The organism is Dyella agri (genome assembly GCF_044904705.1).
Lineage (GTDB): Bacteria > Pseudomonadota > Gammaproteobacteria > Xanthomonadales > Rhodanobacteraceae > Rhodanobacter_A > Rhodanobacter_A agri.
Genome location: NZ_JADIKL010000003.1, coordinates 234,931 through 260,783, shown reverse-complemented (window position 1 = coordinate 260,783; position 25,853 = coordinate 234,931). Strand labels below are relative to the sequence as shown.

Annotated in this window: 26 protein-coding genes; 20 read left to right on the top strand and 6 right to left on the bottom strand. The window is 67.7% G+C overall.

Translation table 11 applies throughout. The annotated features are described in order from the left end of the window. Nucleotides 1-3: 3 nt before the first annotated feature. The 10 genes from ISP14_RS07075 to hrpB all read left to right on the top strand — a co-directional run bounded on the left by ISP14_RS07075 (nucleotide 4) and on the right by hrpB (nucleotide 10,785). Nucleotides 4-510 (top strand): GspH/FimT family pseudopilin, encoded by a 507-nt coding sequence (locus tag ISP14_RS07075; protein ID WP_404537560.1) that lies wholly within the window; start codon nucleotides 4-6, stop codon nucleotides 508-510. Continuing rightward, the gene (locus ISP14_RS07070; protein WP_404537558.1) at nucleotides 510-917 is read left to right on the top strand and encodes a prepilin-type N-terminal cleavage/methylation domain-containing protein; all 408 of its coding nucleotides are present in this window, start codon (nucleotides 510-512) and stop codon (nucleotides 915-917) included. The genes ISP14_RS07075 and ISP14_RS07070 overlap by 1 nt, the downstream gene beginning before the upstream one ends. Before the next feature lie 259 nt (nucleotides 918-1,176). Next, nucleotides 1,177-1,845 (top strand): prepilin-type N-terminal cleavage/methylation domain-containing protein, encoded by a 669-nt coding sequence (locus ISP14_RS07065; RefSeq protein WP_404537556.1) that lies wholly within the window; start codon nucleotides 1,177-1,179, stop codon nucleotides 1,843-1,845. Nucleotides 1,846-1,883: 38 nt separating this feature from the next. Next, nucleotides 1,884-2,702 carry a type II secretion system minor pseudopilin gene (locus ISP14_RS07060; protein WP_404537826.1) on the top strand — a complete coding sequence of 273 codons (819 nt, stop codon included), beginning with the start codon at nucleotides 1,884-1,886 and terminating at the stop codon, nucleotides 2,700-2,702. Then, on the top strand, nucleotides 2,699-3,880 hold the full coding sequence (locus ISP14_RS07055; RefSeq protein WP_404537554.1) for a PilN domain-containing protein: 1,182 nt from the start codon (nucleotides 2,699-2,701) through the stop codon (nucleotides 3,878-3,880). Before ISP14_RS07060 ends, ISP14_RS07055 begins: the two co-directional genes overlap by 4 nt. Continuing rightward, nucleotides 3,877-4,545 (top strand): type II secretion system protein GspM, encoded by a 669-nt coding sequence (gene gspM / locus ISP14_RS07050; protein ID WP_404537552.1) that lies wholly within the window; start codon nucleotides 3,877-3,879, stop codon nucleotides 4,543-4,545. Before ISP14_RS07055 ends, gspM begins: the two co-directional genes overlap by 4 nt. Continuing rightward, nucleotides 4,542-5,249 carry a hypothetical protein gene (locus ISP14_RS07045; RefSeq protein WP_404537550.1) on the top strand — a complete coding sequence of 236 codons (708 nt, stop codon included), beginning with the start codon at nucleotides 4,542-4,544 and terminating at the stop codon, nucleotides 5,247-5,249. The genes gspM and ISP14_RS07045 overlap by 4 nt, the downstream gene beginning before the upstream one ends. 2 nt (nucleotides 5,250-5,251) lie before the next feature. Continuing rightward, complete coding sequence (gspD, locus tag ISP14_RS07040; protein ID WP_404537548.1) at nucleotides 5,252-7,687, top strand: type II secretion system secretin GspD; 2,436 nt, start codon at nucleotides 5,252-5,254, stop codon at nucleotides 7,685-7,687. A gap of 99 nt (nucleotides 7,688-7,786) precedes the next feature. Then, a complete protein-coding gene (locus tag ISP14_RS07035) occupies nucleotides 7,787-8,194 on the top strand; it encodes a hypothetical protein (RefSeq protein WP_404537546.1) in 408 nt (135 codons plus the stop codon). Between the two features lie 95 nt (nucleotides 8,195-8,289). After that, the gene (gene hrpB, locus ISP14_RS07030; protein WP_404537544.1) at nucleotides 8,290-10,785 is read left to right on the top strand and encodes an ATP-dependent helicase HrpB; all 2,496 of its coding nucleotides are present in this window, start codon (nucleotides 8,290-8,292) and stop codon (nucleotides 10,783-10,785) included. 16 nt (nucleotides 10,786-10,801) lie between these two features. On the opposite strand, the gene ISP14_RS07025 is transcribed toward hrpB, so the two are convergent. Further along, complete coding sequence (locus ISP14_RS07025; RefSeq protein WP_404537542.1) at nucleotides 10,802-11,434, bottom strand: flavin reductase family protein; 633 nt, start codon at nucleotides 11,432-11,434, stop codon at nucleotides 10,802-10,804. A gap of 25 nt (nucleotides 11,435-11,459) precedes the next feature. Here ISP14_RS07025 and ISP14_RS07020 point away from each other — a divergent pair, with 25 nt between their 5' ends. Together ISP14_RS07020 and ISP14_RS07015 are read left to right on the top strand one after the other, a co-directional pair. Next, on the top strand, nucleotides 11,460-12,221 hold the full coding sequence (locus ISP14_RS07020; protein WP_404537540.1) for an ArsR/SmtB family transcription factor: 762 nt from the start codon (nucleotides 11,460-11,462) through the stop codon (nucleotides 12,219-12,221). A gap of 103 nt (nucleotides 12,222-12,324) precedes the next feature. After that, nucleotides 12,325-12,702, top strand: a complete 378-nt coding sequence (locus tag ISP14_RS07015) for a DUF1161 domain-containing protein (protein WP_404537538.1) — start codon at nucleotides 12,325-12,327, stop codon at nucleotides 12,700-12,702. A gap of 9 nt (nucleotides 12,703-12,711) precedes the next feature. Here the strand turns inward: ISP14_RS07015 and ISP14_RS07010 are convergent, their stop codons facing one another. After that, nucleotides 12,712-14,028, bottom strand: a complete 1,317-nt coding sequence (locus ISP14_RS07010; protein ID WP_404537824.1) for a M20/M25/M40 family metallo-hydrolase — start codon at nucleotides 14,026-14,028, stop codon at nucleotides 12,712-12,714. 829 nt (nucleotides 14,029-14,857) lie between these two features. On the opposite strand from ISP14_RS07010, the gene ISP14_RS07005 reads away from it, so the two are divergent. The 4 genes from ISP14_RS07005 (at nucleotide 14,858) to ISP14_RS06990 (ending at nucleotide 18,946) form a co-directional block, all read left to right on the top strand. Beyond that, entirely contained in the window at nucleotides 14,858-15,046 is a 189-nt protein-coding gene (locus ISP14_RS07005) for a hypothetical protein (protein ID WP_404537536.1), read from the top strand. 156 nt (nucleotides 15,047-15,202) lie between these two features. Further along, the gene (locus ISP14_RS07000) at nucleotides 15,203-16,267 is read left to right on the top strand and encodes a hypothetical protein (protein ID WP_404537534.1); all 1,065 of its coding nucleotides are present in this window, start codon (nucleotides 15,203-15,205) and stop codon (nucleotides 16,265-16,267) included. A gap of 194 nt (nucleotides 16,268-16,461) precedes the next feature. Beyond that, complete coding sequence (locus ISP14_RS06995; RefSeq protein ID WP_404537532.1) at nucleotides 16,462-17,514, top strand: hypothetical protein; 1,053 nt, start codon at nucleotides 16,462-16,464, stop codon at nucleotides 17,512-17,514. 184 nt (nucleotides 17,515-17,698) lie between these two features. Further along, entirely contained in the window at nucleotides 17,699-18,946 is a 1,248-nt protein-coding gene (locus tag ISP14_RS06990) for a TIGR03862 family flavoprotein (protein WP_404537530.1), read from the top strand. Here ISP14_RS06990 and dbpA read toward each other — a convergent pair. Further along, complete coding sequence (gene dbpA, locus ISP14_RS06985; RefSeq protein WP_404537528.1) at nucleotides 18,943-20,334, bottom strand: ATP-dependent RNA helicase DbpA; 1,392 nt, start codon at nucleotides 20,332-20,334, stop codon at nucleotides 18,943-18,945. The two genes, ISP14_RS06990 and dbpA, sit on opposite strands and share 4 nt — an antisense overlap. Before the next feature lie 34 nt (nucleotides 20,335-20,368). Then, entirely contained in the window at nucleotides 20,369-20,779 is a 411-nt protein-coding gene (locus ISP14_RS06980) for an OsmC family protein (protein ID WP_404537526.1), read from the bottom strand. 142 nt (nucleotides 20,780-20,921) lie between these two features. Here ISP14_RS06980 and folB point away from each other — a divergent pair, with 142 nt between their 5' ends. From folB to ISP14_RS06960, 4 genes are all read left to right on the top strand, one after another. Beyond that, on the top strand, nucleotides 20,922-21,278 hold the full coding sequence (folB, locus tag ISP14_RS06975) for a dihydroneopterin aldolase (protein WP_404537524.1): 357 nt from the start codon (nucleotides 20,922-20,924) through the stop codon (nucleotides 21,276-21,278). Between the two features lie 91 nt (nucleotides 21,279-21,369). Beyond that, on the top strand, nucleotides 21,370-22,638 hold the full coding sequence (locus ISP14_RS06970; protein ID WP_404537522.1) for a mechanosensitive ion channel family protein: 1,269 nt from the start codon (nucleotides 21,370-21,372) through the stop codon (nucleotides 22,636-22,638). After that, the gene (folK, locus tag ISP14_RS06965) at nucleotides 22,638-23,123 is read left to right on the top strand and encodes a 2-amino-4-hydroxy-6-hydroxymethyldihydropteridine diphosphokinase (protein WP_404537520.1); all 486 of its coding nucleotides are present in this window, start codon (nucleotides 22,638-22,640) and stop codon (nucleotides 23,121-23,123) included. The genes ISP14_RS06970 and folK overlap by 1 nt, the downstream gene beginning before the upstream one ends. Before the next feature lie 148 nt (nucleotides 23,124-23,271). Further along, complete coding sequence (locus tag ISP14_RS06960; protein ID WP_404537518.1) at nucleotides 23,272-24,123, top strand: DUF6159 family protein; 852 nt, start codon at nucleotides 23,272-23,274, stop codon at nucleotides 24,121-24,123. 100 nt (nucleotides 24,124-24,223) lie between these two features. Here ISP14_RS06960 and ISP14_RS06955 read toward each other — a convergent pair whose 3' ends face one another. Next, complete coding sequence (locus ISP14_RS06955) at nucleotides 24,224-24,970, bottom strand: pteridine reductase (protein WP_404537516.1); 747 nt, start codon at nucleotides 24,968-24,970, stop codon at nucleotides 24,224-24,226. Nucleotides 24,971-25,044: 74 nt separating this feature from the next. Then, nucleotides 25,045-25,830, bottom strand: a complete 786-nt coding sequence (locus ISP14_RS06950; RefSeq protein ID WP_404537514.1) for a hypothetical protein — start codon at nucleotides 25,828-25,830, stop codon at nucleotides 25,045-25,047. Nucleotides 25,831-25,853 lie beyond the last annotated feature (23 nt).

The window sequence follows — 25,853 nt, the reverse complement described above, 5'->3', positions numbered from 1 at the left end:
AGCATGGGTCTTGCGCCGCCACGCGTGCTGCTATGCCTTTTCCCGCATGTGCGTGGAGCACGCCGCCGCGTCCGCGGCTTCACCTTGCTGGAAATGCTGGTGGTGATCCTGCTGATCGGCATCGCGGCGGCGGCGGTGTCAGTGTCGGTGACCCAGGGCCTGGCCAGTGCGCGCATCAACGCCGCCAGCGGCGAGATCGCCGCCGCGCTGCGTGCCACCCGCGCACAGGCGATCGTGCAAGGCAAGGAACAGTATTTCGACGTGGATATCGGCGCCGACACCTGGAGCGACGCCAAGCGGAAAGGCGTGCGCCTGCCCAAGGGCCTGAAGCTTTCCATCACCAGCGCGCTGGAGGATCGCCCGAACGAGCACACCGGGCGCATCCGCTTCTTTCCTGACGGCAGCTCCACCGGCGGCCACATCATCCTGCACAGCGGCCGCCGCGAGTGGCGGATCAATGTGTCGTGGCTCACCGGACAGGTCGCGGTGGTCGACAAGGTGGCGACGTGATGAAGCGCGAGCGCGGTTTTTCCCTGCTCGAAGTCATTGCTGCGATGCTGCTGCTGGCGATTGCCTTCGCCGCGCTGATGAAGGTGGCCAGCGGCGCGATCGCGCTGTCGCGCAACGCGGCGGCGCACGACGAGGCAGCGCTGTGGGCACGCAGCGTGCTCGACAGCGCCTATGTGGCGGAGCCGCTGCGGCCGGGCAGCCGTTCCGGCGATTTCGATCACCGCTACAGCTGGCAATTGGACGTGGCGCCGTGGGATCCGCCCGGTCCGCACCCGCGCGACCCGATGCTGCAGTTGTACCGGCTCGATCTCACCATGCGCTGGGGCAATCGGGCGCACCCCCAGGTCGCGCGCTTCAGCACCTTGCGCCTCGGCGGCCCGCCGACCGCGGGCGGCAACGCGCCATGAGCGCCTGTTTATGACCTCCGCATGGCCTACGCTGCCTTACCGTGGCCGTCAGGTGGTGGCGCATGGCGCGGCGCCTGTCTGGCTGGCAGATCAAGCCGCGTGCTGCCGCATGACGGCCACGGCAAGGCAACCCGAAAGCCCGGGTCTGTTTACCCACGCACCTGCGTCATCGCTCGGTCGTGGACGGACGCCCTCCTTCTTCCCTAGCCTGCGCGCAAATAGCTCCCGGTGCGGGCCATGCGGAGGTCATAAACACGCTTTGCGCCAACGTGGCTTCACCTTGCTGGAAGTGTTGGGCGCACTGGCCTTGCTGTCGTTGTTGCTGGTGGGCGTGTATGCCGGCGTGCGCAGCGCGACCCATGGGGTGGGTTCGGGCAGCGCGGCGATCGCACGCATCGACGAAATCGGCTCCGCCCAGCGCTTCCTGCGCGGCGAACTGGCCCAGGCGCTGGCGCAACCGATCGAGCGCGACGACCAGGGGCGACCGGTCTACTTCAGTGGCAGCGAACACGAGATGCGCTATGTCGCGCCGCTGCCGGGTTATCTCGGCAAGCTGGGTGCCCAGCTGCAGCAGCTGCGCCTGGTCAGCGACGGCAAGGGCGCGTCGCGGCTGGAGTTGAGTGTGGCGCTGCTGCCGCCGGACGGGCAACGGCCGAAACCGTTGGGCGAGCCCCAGGTGCTGCTCGACCACGTCAAGGGCGGCAGCTTCAGCTACCGCGGCCAGGATGCCTTGAATCGCGTGCTGCCGTGGGCCGACAGCTGGGCGGACGGTCAGCGTCTGCCGCAGCTGGTGCGCGTCCGCTTGCAGCTGCAAGGCAGTTACGACTGGCCGGAGCTGGACGTGCCCTTGCGGGTCGACGCTTCGGCTGTGGTCGGCCGGGTCGGGTTGCTGCCTGGCAGCATGCCGTTGAACGGTGGTGGCCGATGAACCGGCGTGCAGCTCAGCGTGGCGTTGCCTTGCTGCTGGTGCTGTGGGCATGCACGTTGCTGGCGGTTCTGCTGGGCGGCTATGCCGTGCTGGCGCGCACGCAGGCCATGCAGACTCGCTACCAGTTCGCGCAGACGCGTGCCCACTATGCGGCGGAGGCGGGCGTGATGCGGGCGGTGTACGCGGTACAGGATCCCGTGGCGCAGCGCCGCTGGGTTGGCGATGGCCGTGTCTATCCGTTCCGTTTCGACGATGCCGCGGTCAGCATCACGGTGACCGACGAAGGCGGCAAGGTCGATCTGAACGCTGCCACGCCGGAGATGCTGAAAGGGCTGTTCCGTGCCGAGGGGTTGGACGATGCCGCGGCCGGCAAGCTGGCCACGAACGTGGTGACGTGGCGAAGCCTTCCAATCATCGGTACCGACACCATGCGCGACAGTGCAGCCTATGTTGCGGCCGGGCGCGATTACGGTCCGCGCCACGGTCCCTTTGCCAGCCTGCAGGAGCTTCAGCTCGTGCTGGGCATGACGCCGGCGCTGTATCAGCGCGTCGAGCCGGATCTCACCCTGTGGTCGGGCCTGGCCCTTCCTGATCCGAATACCGCCTCGCCGCTGGTACTGTCGGCGATCCCCGGACTCGATCCGCAACAGTTGCAGGCGATCAAAGCCACACGGGAGCAAAACAGCCGCGCGGCCGCACCAGCCATCGGTGGCGGGATCACGCATAGTATTCGTGCGGAAGCCGTACTGGCCGATGGTGCGCGAGCGGTAATCCGCGCCACAATACGCTTTCAGGTCGGGGGAATGGGAGCGCAGCCATACAAGGTCTTGCGCTGGCAGGAAGGGGACGTGGAATGAGTGCTGCGATGCAGTCGCTGCGGCCACTGCTGGACGGATGGCGCCGGGGCTGGCGTGCTTCGCCCCTGCCGGCTTTTTTTGCATGGTGGGGCGGCGAACTGGTCGCGCTGCTGCCGCCGCGTTGGCGTGCGGCGCTGGCCGATGGCGCCGGCTGGCACCTGTTGCAGCAGGTCGACGGCGACTGGCGCTTGCGCCGCGCCGGTCGTTCCGAGCCGCTGGCGCGCTGGAGCGACGACCTCGACCCCACCACGCAGCAGGCCGAGCTGGCCGCCGCGTGGCAGGGTACCGACCCCGAAGATCGCCGGCTGGCCTTGCTGTTGCCCGCCCACGCGGTGTTGCGCCGCGTGTTGCAGCTGCCGGTGGCCGCGCGCGGCAAGTTGCATCAGGTAGCGGGTTTCGAGATGGACCGGCAGACGCCGTTCAACGCCGCGCAGGTGTATTACGCGGTACGCGAGCTGGCGCAGCCGGCAGCGGCCGGGCGCTGCGCGGTGGAGCTGCTGGTGGTGCGGCGCGATACGCTCGATCCGCTGCTGGCCCGGCTGCAGGCTTCGGGCATCACGGTCGACGCGGTGGATCTGCCGCAGGATGCCGGTCGCCTCGGTGTCGATCTGTTGCCGCCGGAACAGGCGGCGCACCGCACGCGTCCGCGGCTGCGCCTGAACCTGGCGCTGGCGGCGGCTTGCGTGCTGCTGGTCTTTCTGGCGCTGGGCAGCTGGCTGCATAACCGCGAAAGCGCGCTGGCGCAGATGCAGACGCAGGTCGAGGCGATGCGCGGCAAGGCACAGCAGGTGGCCGTGCTGCGCAAGCAATTGCAGGACGATGCCGGCGCGGCCGGTTTCCTGGCGCAGCGCAAGGCGCAGCGCGCCACGGTGCTCGGCGTGTTGCTGGATCTCACCCGGCGGCTGCCGTCCACTGCGTGGCTGGAGCGTTTCACTCTCGACGACAACGGCCAGATCGGTTTCCAGGGCCAGAGTCCGCAGGCGGCCAAGCTACTGGATCTGCTCAAGGGCTCGCCAGTGATCGACAACGCGAATTTCCAGGGCAGCATCCAGTCCGATCCGGCCACCGGCAAGGAGCGCTTCTACATGGTGGCGCAGTCGCACAAGCCGGCGCCGGAACATGCCGACGCCGGCAAGGCCGCTGCCGGCCAGCCGGCTAACAGCGGGAGCACGCCATGAAGGCGCTGAAACTCTCGACGCGCGACAGCCGCATCGCGGCGATCGGCCTGCTGGTACTGGCGCTGCTGCTGGCCTACCTGCTGCTGCTGCATTGGTGGTTCGTGGCACCGCTGCGCGACATCGCTGCGCAGATGGGCGACTTGCGCGACACCCAGAGCCGCTACGCCGCGGCGATCGCCGAGCAGCCGCAACTGCAGCAGCGCATCGCCGCGCTGGGCGCGGGCCAGGCCGCCAGCAACGCCTTCCTGCCCGAGGACGATCCGAACACCGCCGCCGCCGATCTGATGCAGCGCGTGGTCGACGTGGTGGGCGCGCACACCACCGGTGGCAGCTGCACGGTGGCCCAGAAGATGCCGGTGCCCAATCCGCCGACGGGTCCGGGCGAGCCGTATCGCAAGGCAGCGGTGAGCATCAACCTGAGCTGCGACATCGAGCCTTTGGTCGCCGTGTTGCAGGCGCTGGAGCAGGGCACGCCGTACCTGTTCGTGGACAACCTCAGCGTCTATCGCAATCCGGTCGCGGCGCAGCAGGGCGGCGGCCCGCCGCTGGAGGTGCAGTTCACTCTGTCCGGCTACGTGCGTCCCGGCAATAACGCCGCCCCGGCTACCGCAGCGTCGACGCCCACGCCGGATCAAACCACCGACATGCCGGGAGCGGCGCTATGAACGCGGCCACTCAACGCCGGCTGACCCCGGGGCTGGTGATCGTCGCGTTGCTGCTTGGCGCGGCATGGCTGTCGCTGCTGGCCGGGTTCGGCCGCGGCGTGCGCTGGGATGCGCCGCGCGCGCCAGCGCTGCCGCCCGCGACCGGCCGGCATGCTGGCGGCCTGCCGGCGCCGGTGCCGCTGGCGGAGTTCGCGCCGGTGTGGCAGCAATCGCTGTTCAGTCCCGATCGCAAGCCCGAAGCGCACGCCGCCAACGGCGGCAGCAGCCTGGGCGACCTGCAGCTGACCGGCATCATCCTCACCCCGCAGCTGCGTATGGCGCTGCTGCACGACAAGAGCGGCAACAAGGAGCTGCGCCTGCGCGAAGGCCAGGCGCTGCCCGACGGCAGCCTGAGCCTGGTCGAGGTCAAGTCGCGCTCGGTGATCCTCGATTCGCCGCAGGGGCGCACCGAATTGAAGCTGCCTGCCGGCGCGCCGATCGATACCGGCAAGGCGGCGCCGCAGCCTGCCGCCGCGCCGCAGGGCGACACCGGCGGGTTCCCCGTTGGCGCCGTGCAGCAAACCGTGCCGATGGGCCAGGGCGCATCGCGCCCGCCGCCGCCCCAATACAGTCCGCAACAGATCGACCGCCTGCGCAAGCTCAAGGCCGCGATCATGCAACGCCGCGCCGCCACCAAGGCCGCGAACCCCGAAGGAGTCCACTGACCATGTCCCGCCAGTCCACCTCGGTGCGTTCGCGGCCGCCGGCCCAGCCTCGATCCATCCTGCCGCGCGCGGTCGCGCTGGCGGCGCTGACCTTGCTGGCCGGCTGCGCCAGCCTGCCGCCGCAACCGGACGATGCCTCGCTGCAGCGCGAGGCGATGGCCGGTACCCACGCGCCGGTGCCGGCGCCGCTGCCGCTGAACAACGATCAGACCAGCACCGCGAATGCCGCGGTGCTGCCGAAGATCAGCCGCGGCAGCGGCCAGTTCGTGCGGCCCACGGGGCTGGCTACGCCGCGCCCGCCGGTGGCCGGGGCTAGCGGGGTCACCTTCAACTTCGAGAACCAGCCGGTGCAGGCGGTGGTGAAGGCGATCCTGGGCGACCTGCTGAAGAAGAACTACACCATCGTGCCCGGCGTGCAGGGCAACATCTCCTTCTCCACCGCCGAGCCGGTGGACGCCAGCCAGGCGCTGCCGATCCTGGAGACCTTGCTGTCGTGGACCAACAACGCGCTGGTTGAACGCAACGGCAGCTACGTGGTGCTGCCGGCGAAGGAGGCGGTGGGTGGCAACCTGGTGCCCAGCCTCGGCGCGGTGGCGCCGGTCGGCGGCCTGCAGGCGCGGCTGTTTCCGCTGCACTACATCGCTGCCAGTGAGATGCAGAAGCTGATCAAGCCGTTCGCGCGGCCCGACGCGGTGCTGCTGGCCGACCCCGCCCGCAACCTGCTGGTGATGTCGGGCACGCCGGAGGAACTGGACAACTACCAGCGCACGGTGCGCACTTTCGACGTGGACTGGCTGCGCGGCATGTCGGTGGGTGTGTTCAACCTGCAGAACGCCGACGTGGACCAGCTGATGCCCAAGCTGGACGAGATGTTCGGCTCCAAGGGCGACACGCCGCTGGCCGGCATGCTGCGCTTCATCCCGATCAAGCGTACCAACGCGCTGGTGGTGATCAGCACGCAGCCGAACTACGTGGACGAAGTGGGCGACTGGATCGCCCGCATCGACCAGGGCGGCGGCAACCAGCCTGAGCTGTTCGTGTACAACGTGCGCAACATGAAGGCGTCGGACCTGGCCAAGTACCTGGCGCAGATTTATGGCGGCAGCGCGGGCGGCGGTTCCGGCGGCGGCGAGGTGGGGCCGGGCCTCACCAGCGGCACGCTGGGCAGTGCGGACAACGCGCGCGGCTCGGCCAGCGGCATGGGCAGCACGGCGGGCAGCTTCGGCAGCAGCAACACCGCAGCCGGCGGCCAGGGAGGCTTTGGCGGGCTGGGTGGCAACAACACCGGAGGCCTTGGCGGGTTAGGCAACACCAACGGCATCAATGGAGGCGCGGGCGGCATGTCCGGCAGCGTCGCCTCTTCCACCAGCTTCGGCAATCCCAACGCCGCCAGCCAGGACCAGCAGTACACCTCGCAGGACGGCAGCATCCACATCGGCTCGGTGGATTCCAACAACCAGCTGCTGGTGCGCGCGCGGCCCTCGCAGTGGACCGAGATCGAGACGGCGATCAAGCGGCTCGATAACGTGCCGCTGCAGGTGCAGATCGAGACGCGGATCCTCGAAGTCGATCTCACCGGCCAGTTCCAGTTCGGCGTGCAGTGGTATCTGCAAGGCCTGGCCGATAGCACGCCCACCGGCACCGGTTTCAACAACAACGGCGCCACCAGCATCTATCCGGGCGCACATCGCCAGATCGCGCTGGGGCAGGGCACCAACGCGTACGGCGGCCAGCCCTTCTTCTATTCCTTCCTCAGCAGCAACGGCAAGTTCCAGGTGGCGGTCAATGCGCTGGAGCAGAGCGGCAACACCAAGACGCTGTCGGCGCCGTCGCTGGTGGTGCTCAACAACCAGGTGGCGCACATCCAGGTGGGCAACCAGATCCCGGTCAACCAGACGTCGTTCGTCGCCGGCCTGACCACCGGCACAGGCAACACCGCCACGGCCAGCAGCGTCACCTACCTGCCCACCGGCGTGATCCTCAATGTGCAGCCGCGGGTCAATCCCGGCGGGTTGGTCTACCTCAATATCGATCAGCAGGTGAGTTCCACCCAGGGTCCCGCGAATGCGCAGGGCAACTACACCATCGCGCAGCGCGAGATCGGCACCCAGGTGGCCGTGCAGAGCGGCCAGACCGTGCTGCTCGGCGGCCTGATCCAGGACCAGGAAGACAACACCGACACCGGCATCCCCGGACTCAACCGCATACCGGTCCTGGGGCGCCTGTTCGGCAGCACCACCCGCAACCGCAACCGCACCGAACTGATCGTGTTGATCACCCCGCGCGTGATCCGCGACAGCGAGGAAGCACGCCAGATCACCAACGACTACCAGCAGGGCTTCGAATCGCTGAAGCCGCTGCGGGCGGAGCGGGCGGCGAAGGAGGCGGCTGCGCCGGCTTCGACGGGTGCGGCACAGACGGTACCGCTGCAGCATTGAGATGGCCGATAGCTCGGATACCAATACGGTTGAACATGGTGAAATTGCGGCGGGGAATTTGGTCTCGATCAGCAACCGAATTTGAGTTGGGTCTCGACTATGGATTCGAGCAAGTGCTCTCTTCTTAAGTCAAAGCTTGCGAGCTGCCCGGAGCCACAGTTTGTCTCAATTGATGAGTTCTTTGACGGCAACGATGACGAGGGCTCGATTGGCTGCAATTTATGGCCCAATCATCCTGGTATTGCAGCGTTTCGTGAGACGTTGGCTACCCTCGCAGCTAGGCACGATGTAGACCAAGTGGTCATCGAAATAAATGAAGCAGATCCAGGCGCAGACGACTGGCCATTCAGTGATGTTGTCTATGTGGCGGGAGCGGTGCCTGAACTCACGCTTCAGTCCTTGCTTTCGCCGTTGGCCCCTGACGAGGTTGCGGAAATGCCGGCTCACGACGCACCGCCATATCTTCAGCGCATATCGAGCCCCATATTCCGAGTTTGGTGGGACTGACACCTACGTTACGCGTAAGTGGGGCATGCACGAGCGTCGCTCAGATATCGGATGGCTTCGGGCTGGTTGAGGTCAACCGTTATCATCGGCGTGTCATGAGTTCCGCTACGCCGACCTTTCCGATCACTCCACTGCTTCCAGACATCCGCGCCTCGCTCGCTGCGACGCCGCGGCTGGTGCTGGAGGCGCCGCCCGGCGCCGGCAAGACCACCCAGGTGCCGCTGGCGTTGCTCGACGCGCCGTGGCTGGACGGCAGAAAGATCGTGATGCTGGAGCCGCGCCGTATCGCCGCGCGCGCCGCCGCGCAATTCATGGCGCGCCAACGTGGTGAGGAGGTGGGGCAGACCGTCGGCTACCGCATCCGCTTCGAATCGAAAGTGGGTGCGGCCACGCGCATCGAGGTGGTTACCGAGGGCATCCTCACCCGGCTGATCCAGGACGACCCCGAACTGGCCGGCATCGGCGCGATCCTGTTCGACGAATTCCACGAGCGCCATCTCGCCGGCGATCTCGGCGCTGCGCTGGCGCTGGACGTGCAGGCCACGCTGCGGCCGGATCTCCGGCTGGTGGTGATGTCCGCCACGCTGGACGGCGAACGCATCGCGCGCTGGCTGGACGCGCCGCGGCTCACGAGTCCCGGCCGCAGCTTCCCGGTGCGTATGGAGTATCCGCCGGCTCGCACGCAGGAGGGCGTGGAGCATCAACTTGCCCGCGTGGCAAAGCAGGCGCTGACGGAGAATGCGGGCGATGTGCTGGCTTTCCTGCCGGGGCGCCGCGAGATCGCGCGGACGCAGGCGATGCTTGAACAGACGCTCGAACGCGACGATGTGGAAATCGTGCCGCTGCACGGCGAACTTTCGCTGGCCGAGCAGCAGTGGGCGTTGTCGTCCGCCGAACCAGGCATGCGGCGCATCGTGCTGGCTACCAACGTGGCCGAATCCAGCGTCACCTTGCCGGGCATCCGCGCGGTGATCGACGCGGGCCTCGCGCGCGAGCCGCGCTTCGATCCGAACTCCGGGTTCACCCGGCTGGAAACCGTGGCTATCTCACAGGCCTCGGCCGACCAGCGCGCGGGCCGTGCGGGCCGCGTGGCCGAAGGCACGGCGTATCGCTTGTGGCCGCAGAGCAAGCGGCTCGACCCCGCACGCACGGCGGAAATCGCACAGGCGGAGTTGTCCGGCCTCGCGCTGGAACTGGCCGCCTGGGGCAGCGATACGTTGCCGTGGCTGGATGCGCCGCCGCCCGGCGCGCTGGCACAGGCACGCGAACTGCTCGCGCATCTCGGCGCGCTGGACGGCGATGGCCGCATCGCCGCGCTGGGCCGGCGCATGCTGGCGCTGGGCGCCACGCCGCGGCTCGGTGCCGCTGCGCTGCGTGCGCCGGAAAACCTGCGGCCGCTGGTGGCCGACCTGCTGGCGCTGATGGAGGCACGTTCGCAGCTGCGCGGCGAGCAGGCGCGCGGCGACGACTTCCGCGTCCGCGTGGCCGCATTGCATGCCTGGCGCGATCGCCGCGGTCACGGTGCCGATGCCGGCGCGCTGGCGGCGATCGAGCAGGCTTCGAAAGGCTGGCGCCGCCGCCTGGACGTGCGCAGCGCCGCCAGCGGCACACCGGACAGCCATGCGGTTGGCGATCTGTTGCTGCATGCCTTCCCCGATCGGATCGCGCATCGCGACGGAGCCAATCCCCTGCGCTATACGCTGGCCAACGGCCGCGGCGCGCGCCTGCACGAAAACACCGCGCTGCTGGGCGAACCGTGGCTGGTGGCGCTGGACCTGCGCTTCGAGGCGCGCGACAGCCTGATCCTCGCCGCCGCGCCGTTCGACCCGCGCACGCTGGAACGCGACTACCCGCAGCACTTCGTGCGCGAACGCGTGCTGCGCTGGAGCGACGCGCGCGATGCGGTGGAGGCCTTCGAGGAATACCGCTATGCCGCGATCGTGCTGGAGCGCCGCAGCGTGCCGGTGCAGCCGGAGGATGCGCTGCCCGCGTTGCTGGCGGCGATCCGCAGCAAAGGGCTGGATGCATTGCCGTGGAGCGAACACGCAGCTCGCCTGCGCCTGCGCATGCAGGCGCTGCGCGCGTGGATGCCGGAGCTTGGCCTGCTCGATGTCTCCGACGTGCGTCTGCTCGCCACGCTGGAGGACTGGCTGGCGCCGTACCTGCATGGCAAGCGCCGGCTCGACGCGCTGACGGCAGAGGAACTGTCGCAGGCGTTGTCGACGATGCTCGATCATGCACAGCGCCAGGCGCTGGATGCGCAGGCGCCGGATGCGTTGCTGGTGCCCAGCGGGCAGACGCGCCGGCTGGAATACGCGCCCGATGCGCCGCCGGTGCTGGCGGTGAAGCTGCAGGAACTGTTCGGCCTTGCCGACACTCCGCGCGTGGGCGGCGGCCGCGTGCCGGTGACCTTGCACCTGCTGTCGCCCGCGGGCCGGCCGATCCAGGTTACCCAGGACTTGCGCGGTTTCTGGGAGCGCACCTATCCCGAGGTGAAGAAGGAGCTGAAGGGACGCTACCCGAAACACCCGTGGCCCGACGATCCGTGGACGGCCACACCGACGCACCGGGCCAAGCCGCGCGGCACTTGATGCGGGCCGCCGCCGTTTACACCTCGGCCTTGAACGTGCGGCCCAGCGCCGGCCCCACGCCGTAGTAATGGCGGAACACGTAGAACAGCGGGCGGTAGCGGCGCGGATCGATGTGCGAGCTGCCGGGCACCACGATGTCGGCGTGCGCATGCACCTGGCACACTTCCAGTTCCAGCGTGGTGTAACCGCCGGCATCTTCGCGCCAGGCCTCCAGCGGATGCTCGGTGGCCTGGAGCAGGCGTGCTTCCAGTTGCAGCGGAGCCTCGGCGATGCGCGGCGCGCCCACCAACGCGGAAGGCAGCGCATGCCAACCGGCCAGGGCGAACTTGTCCGCCGCATGGCGGTAGCCGCGCTTCCACGCCGGCACCGGATCGCGACCGCTGGTGGGTGCCAGGCGTTCCACCGCCTCGCGCATCGATTCGGAGGCGAGGTTGAGTACGCACTCGCGTTCGCGCAACAGGTTGGCCAGGCCCTGGCCGCCGCCCGTCAGGCCAATCGTCACGCGGTCGGCGAGCGCCCAGGCGGACGACATCGGCGTGATGTTGGCGGAACTGTCGGGATTGCGTGTGGTGATCAGCAGCACCGGGGTGCCGAAGTACAGGATCGATGGGCGGATCTGCAGCGTGTCGGGGGCGTGGTAGATGTCCATGCCGGCAGTGTCGACGGATCGGGCGATGGATGTTTCGCTGGGCGGCGAAACGAGGGCGCGCGGCGGGCACTACACTGCGCGCATGAGCCGCGCCAACATGCCCAATCGTTATCAGCTGGCCGAATTCGGCGCCCTGTTGGCGGAACCGGCGCGCGCGGCGATGCTGCTGGTGCTGCTGGACGGCAGCGCCCGTCCCGCCGGCGAACTGGCGCAGGTCGCCGGCGTCGGCGCGGCCACTGCGAGCGCACACCTGAAGCGTCTGCTGGATGGCGGCCTGCTCGCCGTGCACGTGCAGGGCCGGCATCGCTACTACCGGCTGGCCGACGACGAGGTGGCGGCATGGCTGGAGGCGATGGCGCTGCCGCGCGCGCCGCGGCTGCCGCGGCCGCAAGGCAGCGACCCCGCACTGTGCCGCGCGCGCACCTGCTATCGGCACCTGGCCGGACAACTGGGCGTGGCGTTGTGCGATGCGTGGCTGGGCCGTGGCTGGTTGCACAGCGACGGCGGTGGCCTGCGCCTCGCGGCGACCGGCGCGCAGGCGCTGGCGGCGGCGGGCATTGCCGAGCCTTCGTCGGAGCAGCTGTTGCGGCTCGCCGGGCGCGGCTGCCTGGACTGGACCGAGCGCCGGCTGCACGTGGGCGGCCCGCTCGGCGTGGCGATCACCGGCGCCATGCTCGATGCCGGCTGGATGCGCCGCAGCCAGCACAGCCGCGCCCTGTTGCCCAGCGACGAAGGCCTGCGCCGGCTGGCCCAGCTCGGCGTGCGCCTGGACGAGGCGGCGCACTGAGCGTCCGTGCCGGATCGCGCGCCGGGGCAGATTCGAGCGCCGTCGACGCGGATTTCATTGGTGGGGCGGTTTGATGGGGTTTTCGGCTCATGGAGATCCGTCGATGAAAACCCAAGCTGTATTCGTTGCGCTGCTGCTTCTGGCGGCACCGGTGCTGGCCCATGCCTCGTGTGATGCGGTGAAGGCCAGCATCGACGCGAAGTTGAAGGCGAAGGGGCTGCAGGACTACACGCTCGCGGTGGTGCAGCACGAAGAGCCGGTGACGGATGGCAAAGTAGTCGGCCAGTGCGAAGGCGACAAGCAGATCGTGTACACGAAGGGAGCGGCCTCCGACCAGCAGTCGGCAAGCGGTGGCAAGTCGGCGCATCATCCGCACGCGATGATGGAGAAGAAGCCCGCCGGCACGGAGCCGGCATCGTCGGGCACAGCGCCGCAGAGCGACGAACCGCACCCGGCGGTGCCCTCGACCAGCGGGACATGAGCGCGGGAGTCAGCGCTGTGTTGCGGCCGGCGGCGAACGTTCAAAGCTGCCGGCGTCGCCGGGGAACACCACTGGGCTTTCGTAGCCGTCGCTGGAAACCGACGACACGCCGAAGAACCAGTCGTCGATCACCACATCCTTGAGTACGTAGCGGTCGACATCGCCAGTCGCCTGTGCGTGCTGCCATTGCGGCGCGGTGGTATCGCGCCAGTGCACGCGGTAGCCGGCGGCGCCCGGCGCCTTGTGCCAGTCCAGCGCGGTGTCGGTGGCCAGCGCGCCGTGGATGTCCATCGCCGAGGGTGGTGCCGGCGCGCGGCCAAGGGTGGCCGTGGTGATCGCATCGAGCGCGGTCACCCGCGCCAGGTAGCGGAAGTCGATGCCGTCGATGGTGTCGCCGTAGCGCACGCCATGTTCGGTGCGCAGGTCCTGATGCTGGCGGGTGTAGTCCTCCTGCGCCTCGGTGACGCGCACAGCCGGATAGCCGGCTTCGAGGAACGGCACCTGGTCACCGCCGCGGCCGTAGCGGTCGGTGCGATAGACCATGCGTACGCGGAAATCGGGCAGGTACTGATCGGCCAGCCCGGCCATGCTGCGGGCGAGATTGCGCGAGGGCGAATCCACTTCGCCGCCGTGGTAGCGCCGATAGTCGGCTTGCTGCAGGGTTTCGTTGCTTCGGGTGCCTTCCGAGAACACACGCACCGCGGTGTTGTCGCGCACGCCATTCTGGCCGCGGCTGTTGCCTACGATGTCGTTGTTGAGTTCGGCTTCCACTTGCCAGCCGTGCGCGACTGCGTAGTCGGCGAGCAGCTTGCCGCCATACAGGCCTTGCTCCTCGCCGGACAGCGCGGCGAACACCAGGGTCGCGCGGTTATCCTGCTTCGACAGCAGGCGCGCCGCCTCGATCAGCACGGCCACGCCGGAAGCATCGTCGTTGGCGCCGGGTGCGTCGCTGCTGGCGTTCATCACGTCGCTGACACGCGAGTCCAGGTGTCCGGTGATCGCGATCACGCGTTGTGGATCCGCGCTGCCGCGCTTGATCGCCACCACGTCCATCACTTCGGCCGGGTGCGGCATGCGCTTGCCGGTGAAGGTCTGCGAAGGCGTGATCACTTCCAGGCAACCGCCGCAGTCGCGTGAGATCGCTTCGAAGCGTGCCTTCACCCAACGTCGCGCCGCGCCGATGCCGCGCGTATCGGATCGGGTGTCGGACAGCGTGTGGCGGGTACCGAAGCCCACCAGTTTCGCGATGGTGGCGCGCAGTTCGGTCTCGCTGGGCGCGGCCGCCAGCAGGTGCAGCGCCGGCTGTTCGTGTGGCTCCGCAGGCATTTCGACAGCGTGGGCGGAAGCGGTGACGGCCACGGCGATCGCGCAGCATGTGGAGAGGATGATACGGCGCACCACCTCTCGGCCTTGAATGACGGTTCGGGTCGGCATGTCAGGCAACTTCATCTTTTCCTGGTCGGATGCGTGCTGGTGGGTGCCACCATGGCAATCACCGTATCGCAACTTCGGGCCTGTTGTTGCGCGCACGAACGCCGGCAAAAAATGAATCAGTCGGTCAATTGAGCCCCGATAATCGAAGGCAATGGACCGGCCATTATTTTGTTCGAACAGTGTTTTCTTGCTGCTGAAATTCGTTATTTACTGCGGAAATCTGCACACATTCGAAGGAGCGCCACGTGAACCATTGCCGGAATGATGTCGTATCACACTGAATTATAAGAATGTTATCGAAGGTCGAGGCTCTGAGTTATCGCATGTAATTACGATAAAGAATAGCAAGTTTATGCGTGAAATTTCAACATGAAGAAAACATGAACAATTGATGTGCCGATGGTTACATATGCGACTTCCTAGTATTGACGGGTGCAAATTCGATTTCGTAGTTTCATCGAATTCGCCATGGGGAGCATCGGCGAATGATTCCGGGCAACACCTGCGGGGGCAGGTGTCGTCGAGCAAAAGCCCAAGGCCGTCCGTGAGAGGGAATGTCATAGGGGGACAGCGGCCGAATGTGGTAGCGGGTGCTCGGGAGTCGTCTGGCAGGCAATAAAGCGGCGTCGCACGGGGTGCGACATGTCTTGCAGCGCGGTCATCAGGCCGCGTAGGGCCCGTTTGTCCAAAATTTTGGGGGCGTTGCATGCAGTACGCAGGAATGAAAGCACTGGCCGCCGCCCACGCCTTGGTGATGAGTACGCCGGTGTGTGCCGCTTTGGCCGGCTTCCCCGGCATGAAGCTATGCGCTACAGCGCGACCTACGACCACGTTGCGGGCGATCGGCAACGATCCCGGGTGCAACGGCGGCACCGACATGCTGAACAGCTGGGGCATGACGCTCGGATGAAACACACGGCGCGCAGGGATGCGCGCCGTTTTGACCCGGAGTGCAAGGGGGTCGCCTCGAGTCCACTAGCGTCGACAAGGGAAGTGCCATCCATCGCATGCAGGTGCGTGCGGCGCCTGCCAACGGCAATCCGACTCATCACGCGGAGGTGTGAACATGAAATCGATCGTCATGAAAGCCATTGCAGCATCGGTCATGCTCGGCCTGGCCTCGGGCGCTCTGCTGGCCCAGTCCGCCAATCAGAATCTGGAAGTCAATCCTTACGCGCCTTCGTATGGGCATTCGTATCGCCATGGTGCGATACCCACCCGTTCGGTGCAGGCGCAGATGCACCGTTACGCGGCTTCGCGCCATCACGGCAGCTCGAAGACGCTGGCCTATGGCGGCGGCACCAGCGGTGTGGGCGTGATGGATGGCCACGTGAAGGTCTACATCGTGTACTACGGCAGCCAGTGGGGCACGCAGAGCAGCAACGCCAAGGGCGACGACGTGTTCTCGAATGACTCCTACGGCGCCGCGGCAGTGGCCGAAGAGATGTTCAAGGGCATCGGCACCGGCAGCGAGACGTGGTCGGCCGACCTGACCCAGTGGTGCGACGGTCCGTACGCGGTCAAGGGCGCCACCAGCTGCCCGTCGAACGCCAACTTCGTGCCGTACCAGACCGGCGGCATCTACGCGGGCTCGTGGTACGACAACACGACGGCACCCAGCGCACCGACCGCGACCGACCTGGCGAACGAGGCGATCAAGGCGGCGGCGCACTTCGGCAACACCGCAGCGGGCTCGAACCGCTACACCTACTACGTCGTCATTTCGCCGCACGGCTCCAATCCGGACAACTACCAGGGTTCGTACTGCGCGTGGCACGACTACACCACCTCGTCGTACGGCGACATCGCCTACAGCAACCAGCCCTACAACATGGATTCCGGCGCGGGCTGTGGCGTGAACTTCGTGCACTCGGGTAGCGCCGGCAGCCTGGACGGCTGGACGATGACGCTGGGCCACGAGTGGCACGAGACGATGTCGGACACCTACCCGTCGGGCGGCTGGAGCAATCCGACCAACGGCCAGGAGAACTCCGACGAGTGCGCCTGGATCGCGGCGGGTCAGCCTGGCGGTGCGGCGAGCGTGGCCATGGGCACGGGCACCTTCACCGAGCAGGCGAGCTGGTCGAACGACACCAACTCCTGCGCGATCTCGCACGCGATCCTGCACTGAGATCGGTACTGATGGGGACACGGCGCGCAGGGAGGCGCGTCATCTTTGCCCGGGATGCGAGGTGATTGCCTCGCGTCCCGCGGCGTTCGACAGGGGATGTGCCATCCACGACACGCATGGTGCATGTCGCGGCTACTACCAAGCTTGACCATCCAGACCCAACACTCGGGGGAGTGAAAATGAAGTCTTTTGCAATGAAAGCTCTTGTGGCATCTGTCGTGCTCGGCCTTTCTTCGGGCACGCTGCTGGCGCAGTCCGCTGAGCAGAATCCGGAATTCAATCCTTATGCGCCGGCCTTCGGCCACACGTATCGGCATGGCGCGTTGCCCACTCGTGAGGTGCAGGGGCAGATGCATCGTTACGAGTCTTCGCACCATGGTGGCGGCGGCAGCGCCAAGACGCTGTCCTTTGGCGGCGGCAGCGTGATGGACAGCCACATCAAGGTCTACATCGTGTACTACGGCAGCAATTGGGGTACGCAGAGCGCCAACGCCAAGGGCGACGACGTATTCTCGAACGACGCTGATGGTGCCGCCGGAGTGGCCGAGGAAATGTTCAAGGGCATCGGCACCGGCAGCGAGACGTGGTCGGCCGACCTGACCCAGTGGTGCGACGGCCCGTATGCGGTCAAGGGCGCTACCAGCTGCGCGTCCACGGCGAGCTTCGTGCCGTACCAGACCGGCGGCATCTACGCGGGTTCGTGGTACGACAACTCGGCGGCGCCCAGCGCGCCTACCGCGACCGACCTGGCGAACGAGGCGATCAAGGCGGCGGCGCACTTCGGCAACACCGCGGCCGGCTCGAACCGCTACACCTACTACATCATCATGTCGCCGCACGGGTCCGACCCGGACAACTACCAGAGCCCGACCCAGGGCTACTGCGCGTGGCACAACTACACCGCCTCGTCCTACGGCAACATCGCCTACAGCAACCAGCCCTACAACATGGACCTGGGAGCCAGCTGTGGCGTGAACTTCGTGAACTCGGGCAGCGCGGGTACCCTCGATGGCTGGACGATGACCCTGGGCCACGAGTGGCACGAGATGATGTCGGACACCTATCCGTCGAGCGGCTGGAGCAATCCGAGCAGCGGCCAGGAGAACTCGGACGAGTGCGCCTGGATCGCCGCCGGTCAGCCGGGCGGTGCGGCGAACGTGTCCATGGGTACGGGTACCTTCACCGAGCAGGCTAGCTGGTCGAACGACACCAACTCCTGCGCGATCTCGCACGCGATCCTGCACTAAGGTTTGTGCGTGGGGCGCGCGGAGGGCGCGCCCCACGTGGATCGGATTTGGCCCGGCCGGCAACGATCGGGCTTTTTTACGCCCGCCATCCCTGACAGACGCTTCGGGCTATCGCTGTGCGATATCAAAGATCGCTTATGGCGATTCTTGTACCCGTGCTCGCCCGGCATGCGACCATGCACGGATGACGACGAACATCCCACTGCGCCTGGCCATCATCGGCGGTGGCCCGGCCGGCCTGATGGCTGCCGAGGCGGCCTGTGCGGCCGGTATCGCGGTTGACCTGTACGACGCGATGGGCTCGGTAGGCAGGAAATTCCTGCTCGCCGGCAAGGGCGGGCTCAACCTCACCCATGGCGAGTCGTTTGCGGCATTCGTTGCGCGTTACGGTGCCCGACGCGAGGAAGTCGCATGCTGGCTGCGCGCCTTCGACGCCGACGCGCTGCGCACCTGGGCACGCGGACTCGGCGTGGAAACCTTCGTCGGCAGTTCGGGCCGGGTGTTTCCCGCCGACATGAAGGCCGCGCCGCTGCTGCGCCGCTGGCTGCACCGGCTGCGTGCCGGCGGCGTGGCTTTCCACATGCATCACCGCTGGTTGGGCTGGCGCGCCGACGGCGCGCTGCGCTTCGCCACGCCGGACGGCGAACGTGCCATCGCGGCCGATGCCACCGTGCTGGCGCTGGGCGGAGCGAGTTGGCCGAAACTGGGTTCCGATGGCACCTGGGTGGCGCCCTTGCGCGCCATGGGCGTGGACTTGGCCCCCCTGCAGAGCGCCAACTGCGGCTTCGAGATCGGCTGGAGCGAACACCTGCGCAGCCGCTTCGCCGGCGCACCGCTGAAGGCGGTGGCAGCGCACTGGGTCGATCGCCATGGCGTCGCGCAGGTGCGGCAGGGCGAATGCGTGCTCAGCGAATACGGCATCGAGGGCAGCCTCGTCTATGCCATCGGCGCGGATCTGCGCGAGCGGATCGCACAGGACGGCCAGGCGATGCTGCACCTCGACCTTGCGCCGGGCGTCGCCCAGGCAGCGCTGGCCGAGCGCCTCGCCGCGCCGCGCGGCAAACACAGCCTGGGCGACTGGCTGCGCCGCCGCGCGCATCTGGATGCCGCGAAGTGCGCGCTGGTGTTCGAGGCCACCGACAAATCCGCGTTGGCCGATCCGGCCGCACTTGCCGCACGCATCAAGGCATTGCCGCTGACGCTGCGCGCCCCGCGCCCATTGGCCGAGGCGATCAGCACGGCGGGTGGCGTGCGGCTGGAGGCGCTGGACGAACGGCTGATGCTGCGCGCGCTGCCCGGCACGTTCTGTGCCGGCGAGATGCTGGACTGGGAGGCGCCCACCGGCGGCTACCTGCTCACCGCCTGCTTCGCCAGCGGCCTGCTCGCCGGACGCGGCGCCGCCGGCTGGCTTACGGCATCGCGCCGCAGTTAGGCCAACGCCCGCACCCGGAAATTGCGGCCCTTGATGCGCCCCGCGCGCAGCCGTTCCAGCGCCTTGTTCGCCAGTGCGCGGCTGATCGCCACGTAGGCGCGGGTGGCAAACACGTCGATCTTGCCGATGTCCTGCGCGGTCAGCCCGGCGTCGCCGGTGAGGGCGCCGAGGATGTCGCCGGGGCGTAGCTTGTCCTGCCTGCCGGCATCGATGACGAGGGTCTTCATCGGCGCAAGATTGAGCTGCTTGCCGCGTGGCGGCGATACGCGCAGCGGGTGCCAGGGCAGCGGACGGCCGAGCTGCTCTTCGATGTTCAGTGCCTTGGGGCGTTCGCGCGGGGTGACGAGGGTGATGGCGAGGCCGGCCTCGCCAGCGCGCCCGGTGCGGCCGACGCGATGCGTGTGCGTGTCCGGATCGTGGGCGATGTCGTAGCTGACCACCAGCGGCAGCGCCGTGATGTCCAGGCCGCGTGCGGCCACGTCGGTGGCTACCAGGATGCAGCAGCTGCGGTTGGCGAATTGCACCAGCACTTCGTCGCGGTCGCGCTGTTCCATGTCACCGTGCAGCGCAAGTGCGGAGAAGCCGCGGCGGTCCAGTTCCTGCGCGACGGCGTCCACGTCCTTGCGCATGTTGCAGAACACCAGCGCGTGCTGCGCCTGTTCCGCACTGAGTGCGCCCTTGCCGAGCAATTGCGCCAGCGCGTCCATCTTCTGCGCGGGCTCCACTTCGTGGAAACGCTGCTCGATGGTGGTTTCCTCGTGCGGCGCTTCCACTGTCACTTCCACCGGTTCGCGCTGCAGGCGCTTGCTCACCTCGCGGATCTCGTCCGCATAGGTGGCCGAGAACAGCAGCGTCTGGTGATGCTTCGCGATGCGCCCGACGATGTCGTCGATCGCCTCGCTGAAGCCCATGTCGAGCATGCGGTCGGCCTCATCCAGCACCAGCACCTTGATGCCGCCGCCGTGCAAGCTGCCGCGCTTCAGATGTTCCTGCACGCGGCCGGGCGTGCCGACCACGATGTGCGGGTCGTGCGTGAGAGAGGCCAGCTGCGGCCCCAGCGGCATGCCGCCGCACAGGGTCAGCAGCTTCACATTGGGGATGTTCGCGGCAAGCTTGCGGATCGCCTTGCTGACCTGGTCGGCCAGTTCGCGAGTGGGGCACAGCACCAGCACCTGCAGGCGGATCGTTTCCACCTGAAGCGCCTGCAGCAAGGCCAGTCCGAACGCGGCAGTCTTGCCGCTGCCGGTCCGCGCTTGCGCGATCACGTCGCGACCTTCCAGCATCGGCGGCAGGCTTTGCGCCTGCACCGGCGTCATCTCTGCATAGCCGAGGGTTTCGAGGCTGGCGAGCAGGGCGGGCTTGAGCGGGAGCGTGGCGAAGGTGGTCATGCGCCATGATCGCATTTCCGCCATCGCTACGGGCTTATTCCAGAGCGGAATCGATGCGGATCTGGCCGCTCAGCACCTTGTGGATCGGGCAGGCGTTGGCGATCTGCAGCAACCGTTCGCGCTGATGTTCGTCCAGCTGGCCGTACAGGGCGATGCGTCGCCGAATAAGGTTCGTGCCAGCCTCTGGCGCGCCATCGGGATTGAAATCCAGCGCCACTTCGACGCCTTCCAGCGGCCAGCCCTTACGCTCGGCGTACATCTTCAGCGTGATCGAGGTACAGGCGCCGAGGCTGGAGAGCAGCAGCCGGTGCGGGTCGGGGCCGGCATTGGCGCCATGCAGGTCTTCCGGCTCGTCGGCCAACCATTGGTGGCCGCGGTCGTCGCCAAGGCGGACGGTGTAGGGCGTGCTGGCGATGGCGGCCGTCACGTTGGCGGGAGTGCTCATTGTGGATCCTAGATGGTGTGGAGGCTCCACATCTAGCACGTCGCGCGCCGGTCTGCGTGCCGCTGGCGTGAAACGGCGCCGGCTTGCATCTGTGCGCGCAGTCGCCGACCCTGTAAGGCCTGTATTTCGCCGACGCACCGCCATGGATATCGTTTTCATCGAGGATCTGCGCATCGACGCCGTGATCGGCATCTACGACTGGGAGCGCCGCGTGCGCCAGACGCTGGCGTTCGACATCGAGATGGCGTTCGACAACACCGTGCCGGCCGCCAGCGACGACATCGCGCACACGCTGAACTACAAGGACGTGTCCAAGCGGCTGATCGACTACGTTGGCAGTTCCAGCTTCGGCCTGGTGGAGACGCTTGCCGAACGCTGTGCCGCGATCATCCGCGAGGAGTTCGGCGTCGCCTGGGTGCGGCTGAAGCTCTCCAAGCCGGGGGCGGTGCGCGGCGCGAAGGCGGTGGGCGTATGCATCGAACGCGGCACGCGGCCCTAGAGAGCGGCGACGACCTTCTGCGCGAGGTGCCACGGCCAGCCTACGGCCGCGGCAAGCGCGTCGCCCCGGTATCCGAGGAGCGAAGAGACGAATGAATTCCCTGCGGCAACTGATGGAATGGCCAGGCATGCGCACCGCGCTGGGCCTGTTGGCCCTGATGCTGCTGGCCTGGCTGGTCGGCGTGCTGGTACGCAGCGTGCTGCTGCGCGTGGTGCACGGCATCGCCGCGCGCACGGAGTGGCGGTGGGACGATGCCCTGTGCCGGCGCCGAAGTTTCTTCTGGCTTGCGCGGATGGCGCCCATGCTGGTGGTGCAGTACGGCATCGCGCGGGTGCCGGACGTGTCCGGCGATGTAGAGGGGATCGTTGTCAGCATCAGCAAAGCACTGCTGGTGCTGTGCCTGGCGATGGCGATCAGCAGCGCACTGTCGGCACTGGAGGACCTCTATCGCGAGACGCCGCGCGGCCGCGAACGCTCGATCAAGGGCGTGGTGCAGCTGGCGAAGATCGGGCTGTTCGTGGTGGCCGGGCTGGTCATTGTCACCGCGCTGACCGGGCAGAGGATCGGCCTGCTGCTGTCCGGCCTGGGCGCGATGTCGGCGGTGCTGATGCTGGTATTCAAGGACACCATCCTCGGCTTCGTGGCCGGCGTGCAGCTCTCCTCCAACGACATGCTGCGCGTGGGCGACTGGATCGAGATGCCCCAGCTCAACGCCGACGGCGACGTGATCGACATCGCCCTGCACACGGTAAAGGTGCGCAACTGGGACAAGACGATCACAACGATTCCCAGCTGGCGGCTGATCTCCGACTCGTACAAAAACTGGCGCGGCATGCAGGAGACCGGCGGCCGGCGCATCAAGCGCGTACTGACCATTGACGCGGGCAGCGTGCGCTTCCTCGACGGGGCGGCGCTGGATCGGCTGGCGAAGCTGCGCTTGCTAGCGGACTACCTGCCCGCGAAGCAGCAGGAGGTGGCCGAATGGAACCGGGCGTTGGGCGAGGCGGGCGGAGTGGCGGCGAATCGCCGCCGGCTCACCAATCTAGGAACGTTCCGTGCCTATGTGCAGGTCTATCTGGACACGCATCCCCGCATCCATCATGGCCTGAGCTGCATGGTGCGCCAGCTCGCCAGCGGATCGCAGGGCATTCCGCTGGAGCTGTACTGCTTCACCGACACGGTGGTTTGGGCCGATTACGAGGCCATCCAGGCAGACATCTTCGATTATCTGTTCGCGCTGTTACCGGAGTTCGGCCTGCGCCTGTACCAGCAGCCCAGCGGCCACGACATGCAGGCCGGACTGGCGCGGCTGGACGGTGGGCGGGCAGAATCGCGGTCCCTGCAGTCAGCGACATCGTGATGGCCCGCGTCTACCTCAGCCTGGGCTCCAACCTGGAGCCGCACCGTTATCTGCGTGCCGCGCTGGACGAATTGCGCGCGCGTTTCGGCGCAATCGACGTGTCGCCGGCCTACCGCAGCCGTTCAGTGGGCTTCGACGGCGCGGATTTCGTCAACCTCGCGGTGGGCCTGGATACCGAGCTCGAACCCGGGGCGCTGAACGACTGGCTGCACGCGCTGGAAGATCGCCACGGCCGCCGCCGCGACGTACCACGTTATTCGGACCGCACGCTGGACGTGGACATCGTGCTGTACGACGAACGCGTGATCGACGGCCCCGGCCACCTGCAGATTCCGCGCAAGGAGCTGCAACACGCCTTCGTGCTCAAGCCGCTGGCCGACATCGCGCCGCAGGCGCGCCACCCAGTCGGTGGGCAGACGATGGCGGCGTTGTGGGCGGCATTTCCGGTGGGTCGCGAGCCGCTCGTTCCCGAGCCGCTTCCGTAGGAACGCACTCGGTGCGTGAATGCTCCGGTGCCTGATCAAAGCCAGAGCGTTCGTGCACCGGGTGCGCTCCTGTGAGTCCGCTGCGGCTCTGTTGTCGGAGCGCGCTTGGTGCTAGAACAGCGACTCCAATCGCATGGGGGTCGGGGACATGGCTGGAAAGTTCGCCCGCAGTTGGGCATTGATGAAGGCGAGCGCAGGCGTGCTGCGCGCGGACAGGTCGCTGTTGCTGTTTCCCCTGCTGTCGGGCCTGTGCAGCATCGTGGTGGCGGCAAGCTTCCTGGTGCCGGTGGCGCTGGCGCTTATTGGCCACGGCGACGACTTTGAAGGCCGCCGCTTTGCGCCGGCGTACTACGTAGTGCTGTTCGCGTTCTACCTGGTGCAGTACTTCGTGATCGTGTTCTTCAATACGGCGCTGGCCGGTGTAGCGTTGCAGCGCCTGCGTGGCGAGCCGGCCGGGCTGGCCGACGGCTTCGCGCTGGCGCGTTCGCGACTGGGCAGCATTTTCGGCTACGCGTTGATCGCGGCCACGGTGGGATTGTTTCTGCGCGCAGTGCAGGAGCGGCTGGGCCTGATCGGTCGTTTTGTGGTGGGTCTGATCGGCCTGGCATGGACCGTGGCCACCTTCCTGGTGGTGCCGGTGCTTGCCAGCGAAGGCGTCGGTCCCGTCGATGCGGTGAAGCGCAGCGCGGAACTGCTCAAGCAGACCTGGGGCGAGAACCTCATCGGCAATGCGGGCCTGGGCGTGGTGTTCGGCCTGGTATTTTTCCTCACGGTCCTGCTGGCGGCCGTGCTGGTGTTCGGCGCGATCGCCACGCAGTCGATCGCCGTCATCGCACCGGTGATCGCGCTGGTATTGGTCGGCTTCGTGCTGCTGGGGCTGGTGCAGTCCACGCTGCAGGGCATCTACGCCGCGGCGCTGTACCGCTATGCGGAAGCAGGCGAGGTGGGGGGCGGTTTCGACCAGGCGTTGCTGGAGTCGGCGTTCCGCCCGAAGCGTTGAAGGACGATCCATGGGTGGATCGCACGCTGGTCAAGCGCGTAAGCGACTGACCGGCGGAGCCGAGTCTGCAAAGTGCAAGACGCACTTTGCAGGCATTCGGTTACGTCGACAAGGTGCGCCCGCCGTCCACGCGGATGATCTGCCCGGTCACGTAGGGCGCGTCGCGCAGCAGCCACAGCACCGCGCCGGCCACGTCCTCGGGCGAACCGGCGCGTGCCAGCGGCGTGCGCGCCAGCATCGCCTGCTGGTCGGCGTAGGGCTTGCCGTCGCTAGGCCACAGCACGGCACCAGGCGCCACGCCATTGACGCGGATGTCGGGGGCGAGGTCGAGCGCGAGCGAGCGCGTCATCGCCGCCAGCGCGGCCTTTGCCATGCAGTAGATCGGATGGTCCGCCAACGGGCGTTCGGCGTAGATGTCCACCAGGTTCACGATGGCGCCGTGCGTGGCGCGCAAGGCGGGTGCGGCGGCCTGGGCGAGGAAGAACGGTGCCTGCGCATTCGAGGCGAACAACTCGTTCCATTGCGCCACGGTCGCCGCGCCCACCGGCGTGGGATGGAACGCCGAGGCGTTGTTGACCAGTGCGTCGAGCCGGCCATAGCGGGCGAGCGCGGTGTCCACCAACGCGGGCAGCGCATGTGGATCGGCGAGTTCCGCCTGCAGCACCAGGGTGCTGTCGGCGCGCGCGTTCTCCAGTTCAGCGGCCAGCGTCTCGGCTTCTGCCACCGAATGGCGGCAATGGAGGGCGAGGTCGTAGCCGGCGGCGTGCAGTGTGCGCGCGATCGCCGCTCCCACACGCTTGCCGGCGCCGGTGATCAGCGCGGCGGGACGTTCACGGCGTGGCGGCATGCGGCGATTCCTGCGCGGGAGCGGATAGCGACAGCTTGCCGGATCGGCGCACCTGCGTCACCCGCAACGGCTGCTTACGCCTGGTCCGTGGGCGGGTGTCGTCCGCGCGTGGCGGCCTTGCGCACCGCGCCAGCGAGTTTCCGCGCGGCAAGGCCCGCTTTCCCGTGTGTCTTAGGGGTTTCCCGGCGTGCGAGCGGTGGCGGCTCTGCCGGCGCGTCGCCGGTTTCGTGTTCGATGCCCCCGTCGAACAGCGCGATCGCGGTCGCGGCCACTTGTCCGGTGTCGTAATACGCGTAGGCGCCTACACCGAGCGCGCCGATCACCGGCAGCCAGCGCGACACGCCTTCGCCCACCGCGCGGCGGCTGAGCTTCACACCGAGCTGCTTGGCGATGCGCTCCACCACCGTCTGCGACATGCGCCGGAACAGCAAGCGGTCGCCCATGCGCACCACCAGGTCGCGGAAGGCCTGCGCCGCGGTGTGGCGGAACAGGCAGTACAGCATCTGCTCACGGCCGAGTTCGGCATGGCGGCCGTACGCAGCGGCGATGTCGCTGACCATCTGCGCCTGCAGCTTCCAGATCGTCACCAACTCCGGCAGCACGGTGAGCCAGCCCAGCGGTCCCGGCGGCAATGCCAGCGTGCCGGCGGTGAGCGCGGCGCGCTGGGCGGCACGGCTGGCGATCTGGCGCGCCTGCGCCTGCGGATCGGCGGTGGCGTCCACCTTGCTGTCCGGGATGCGGCTGATGAAATCGAGAATCGCCTGGGTGACCCGGCTGGCTTCTTCGTGGCCGCCGATCACGGCGGGAACCTGCCGGCTGTTGCCGGAGCGATCCGGTTCGGGCGGGCGTCGCTGGCTCATGGCGCACTCCGTGGGCGCACTGG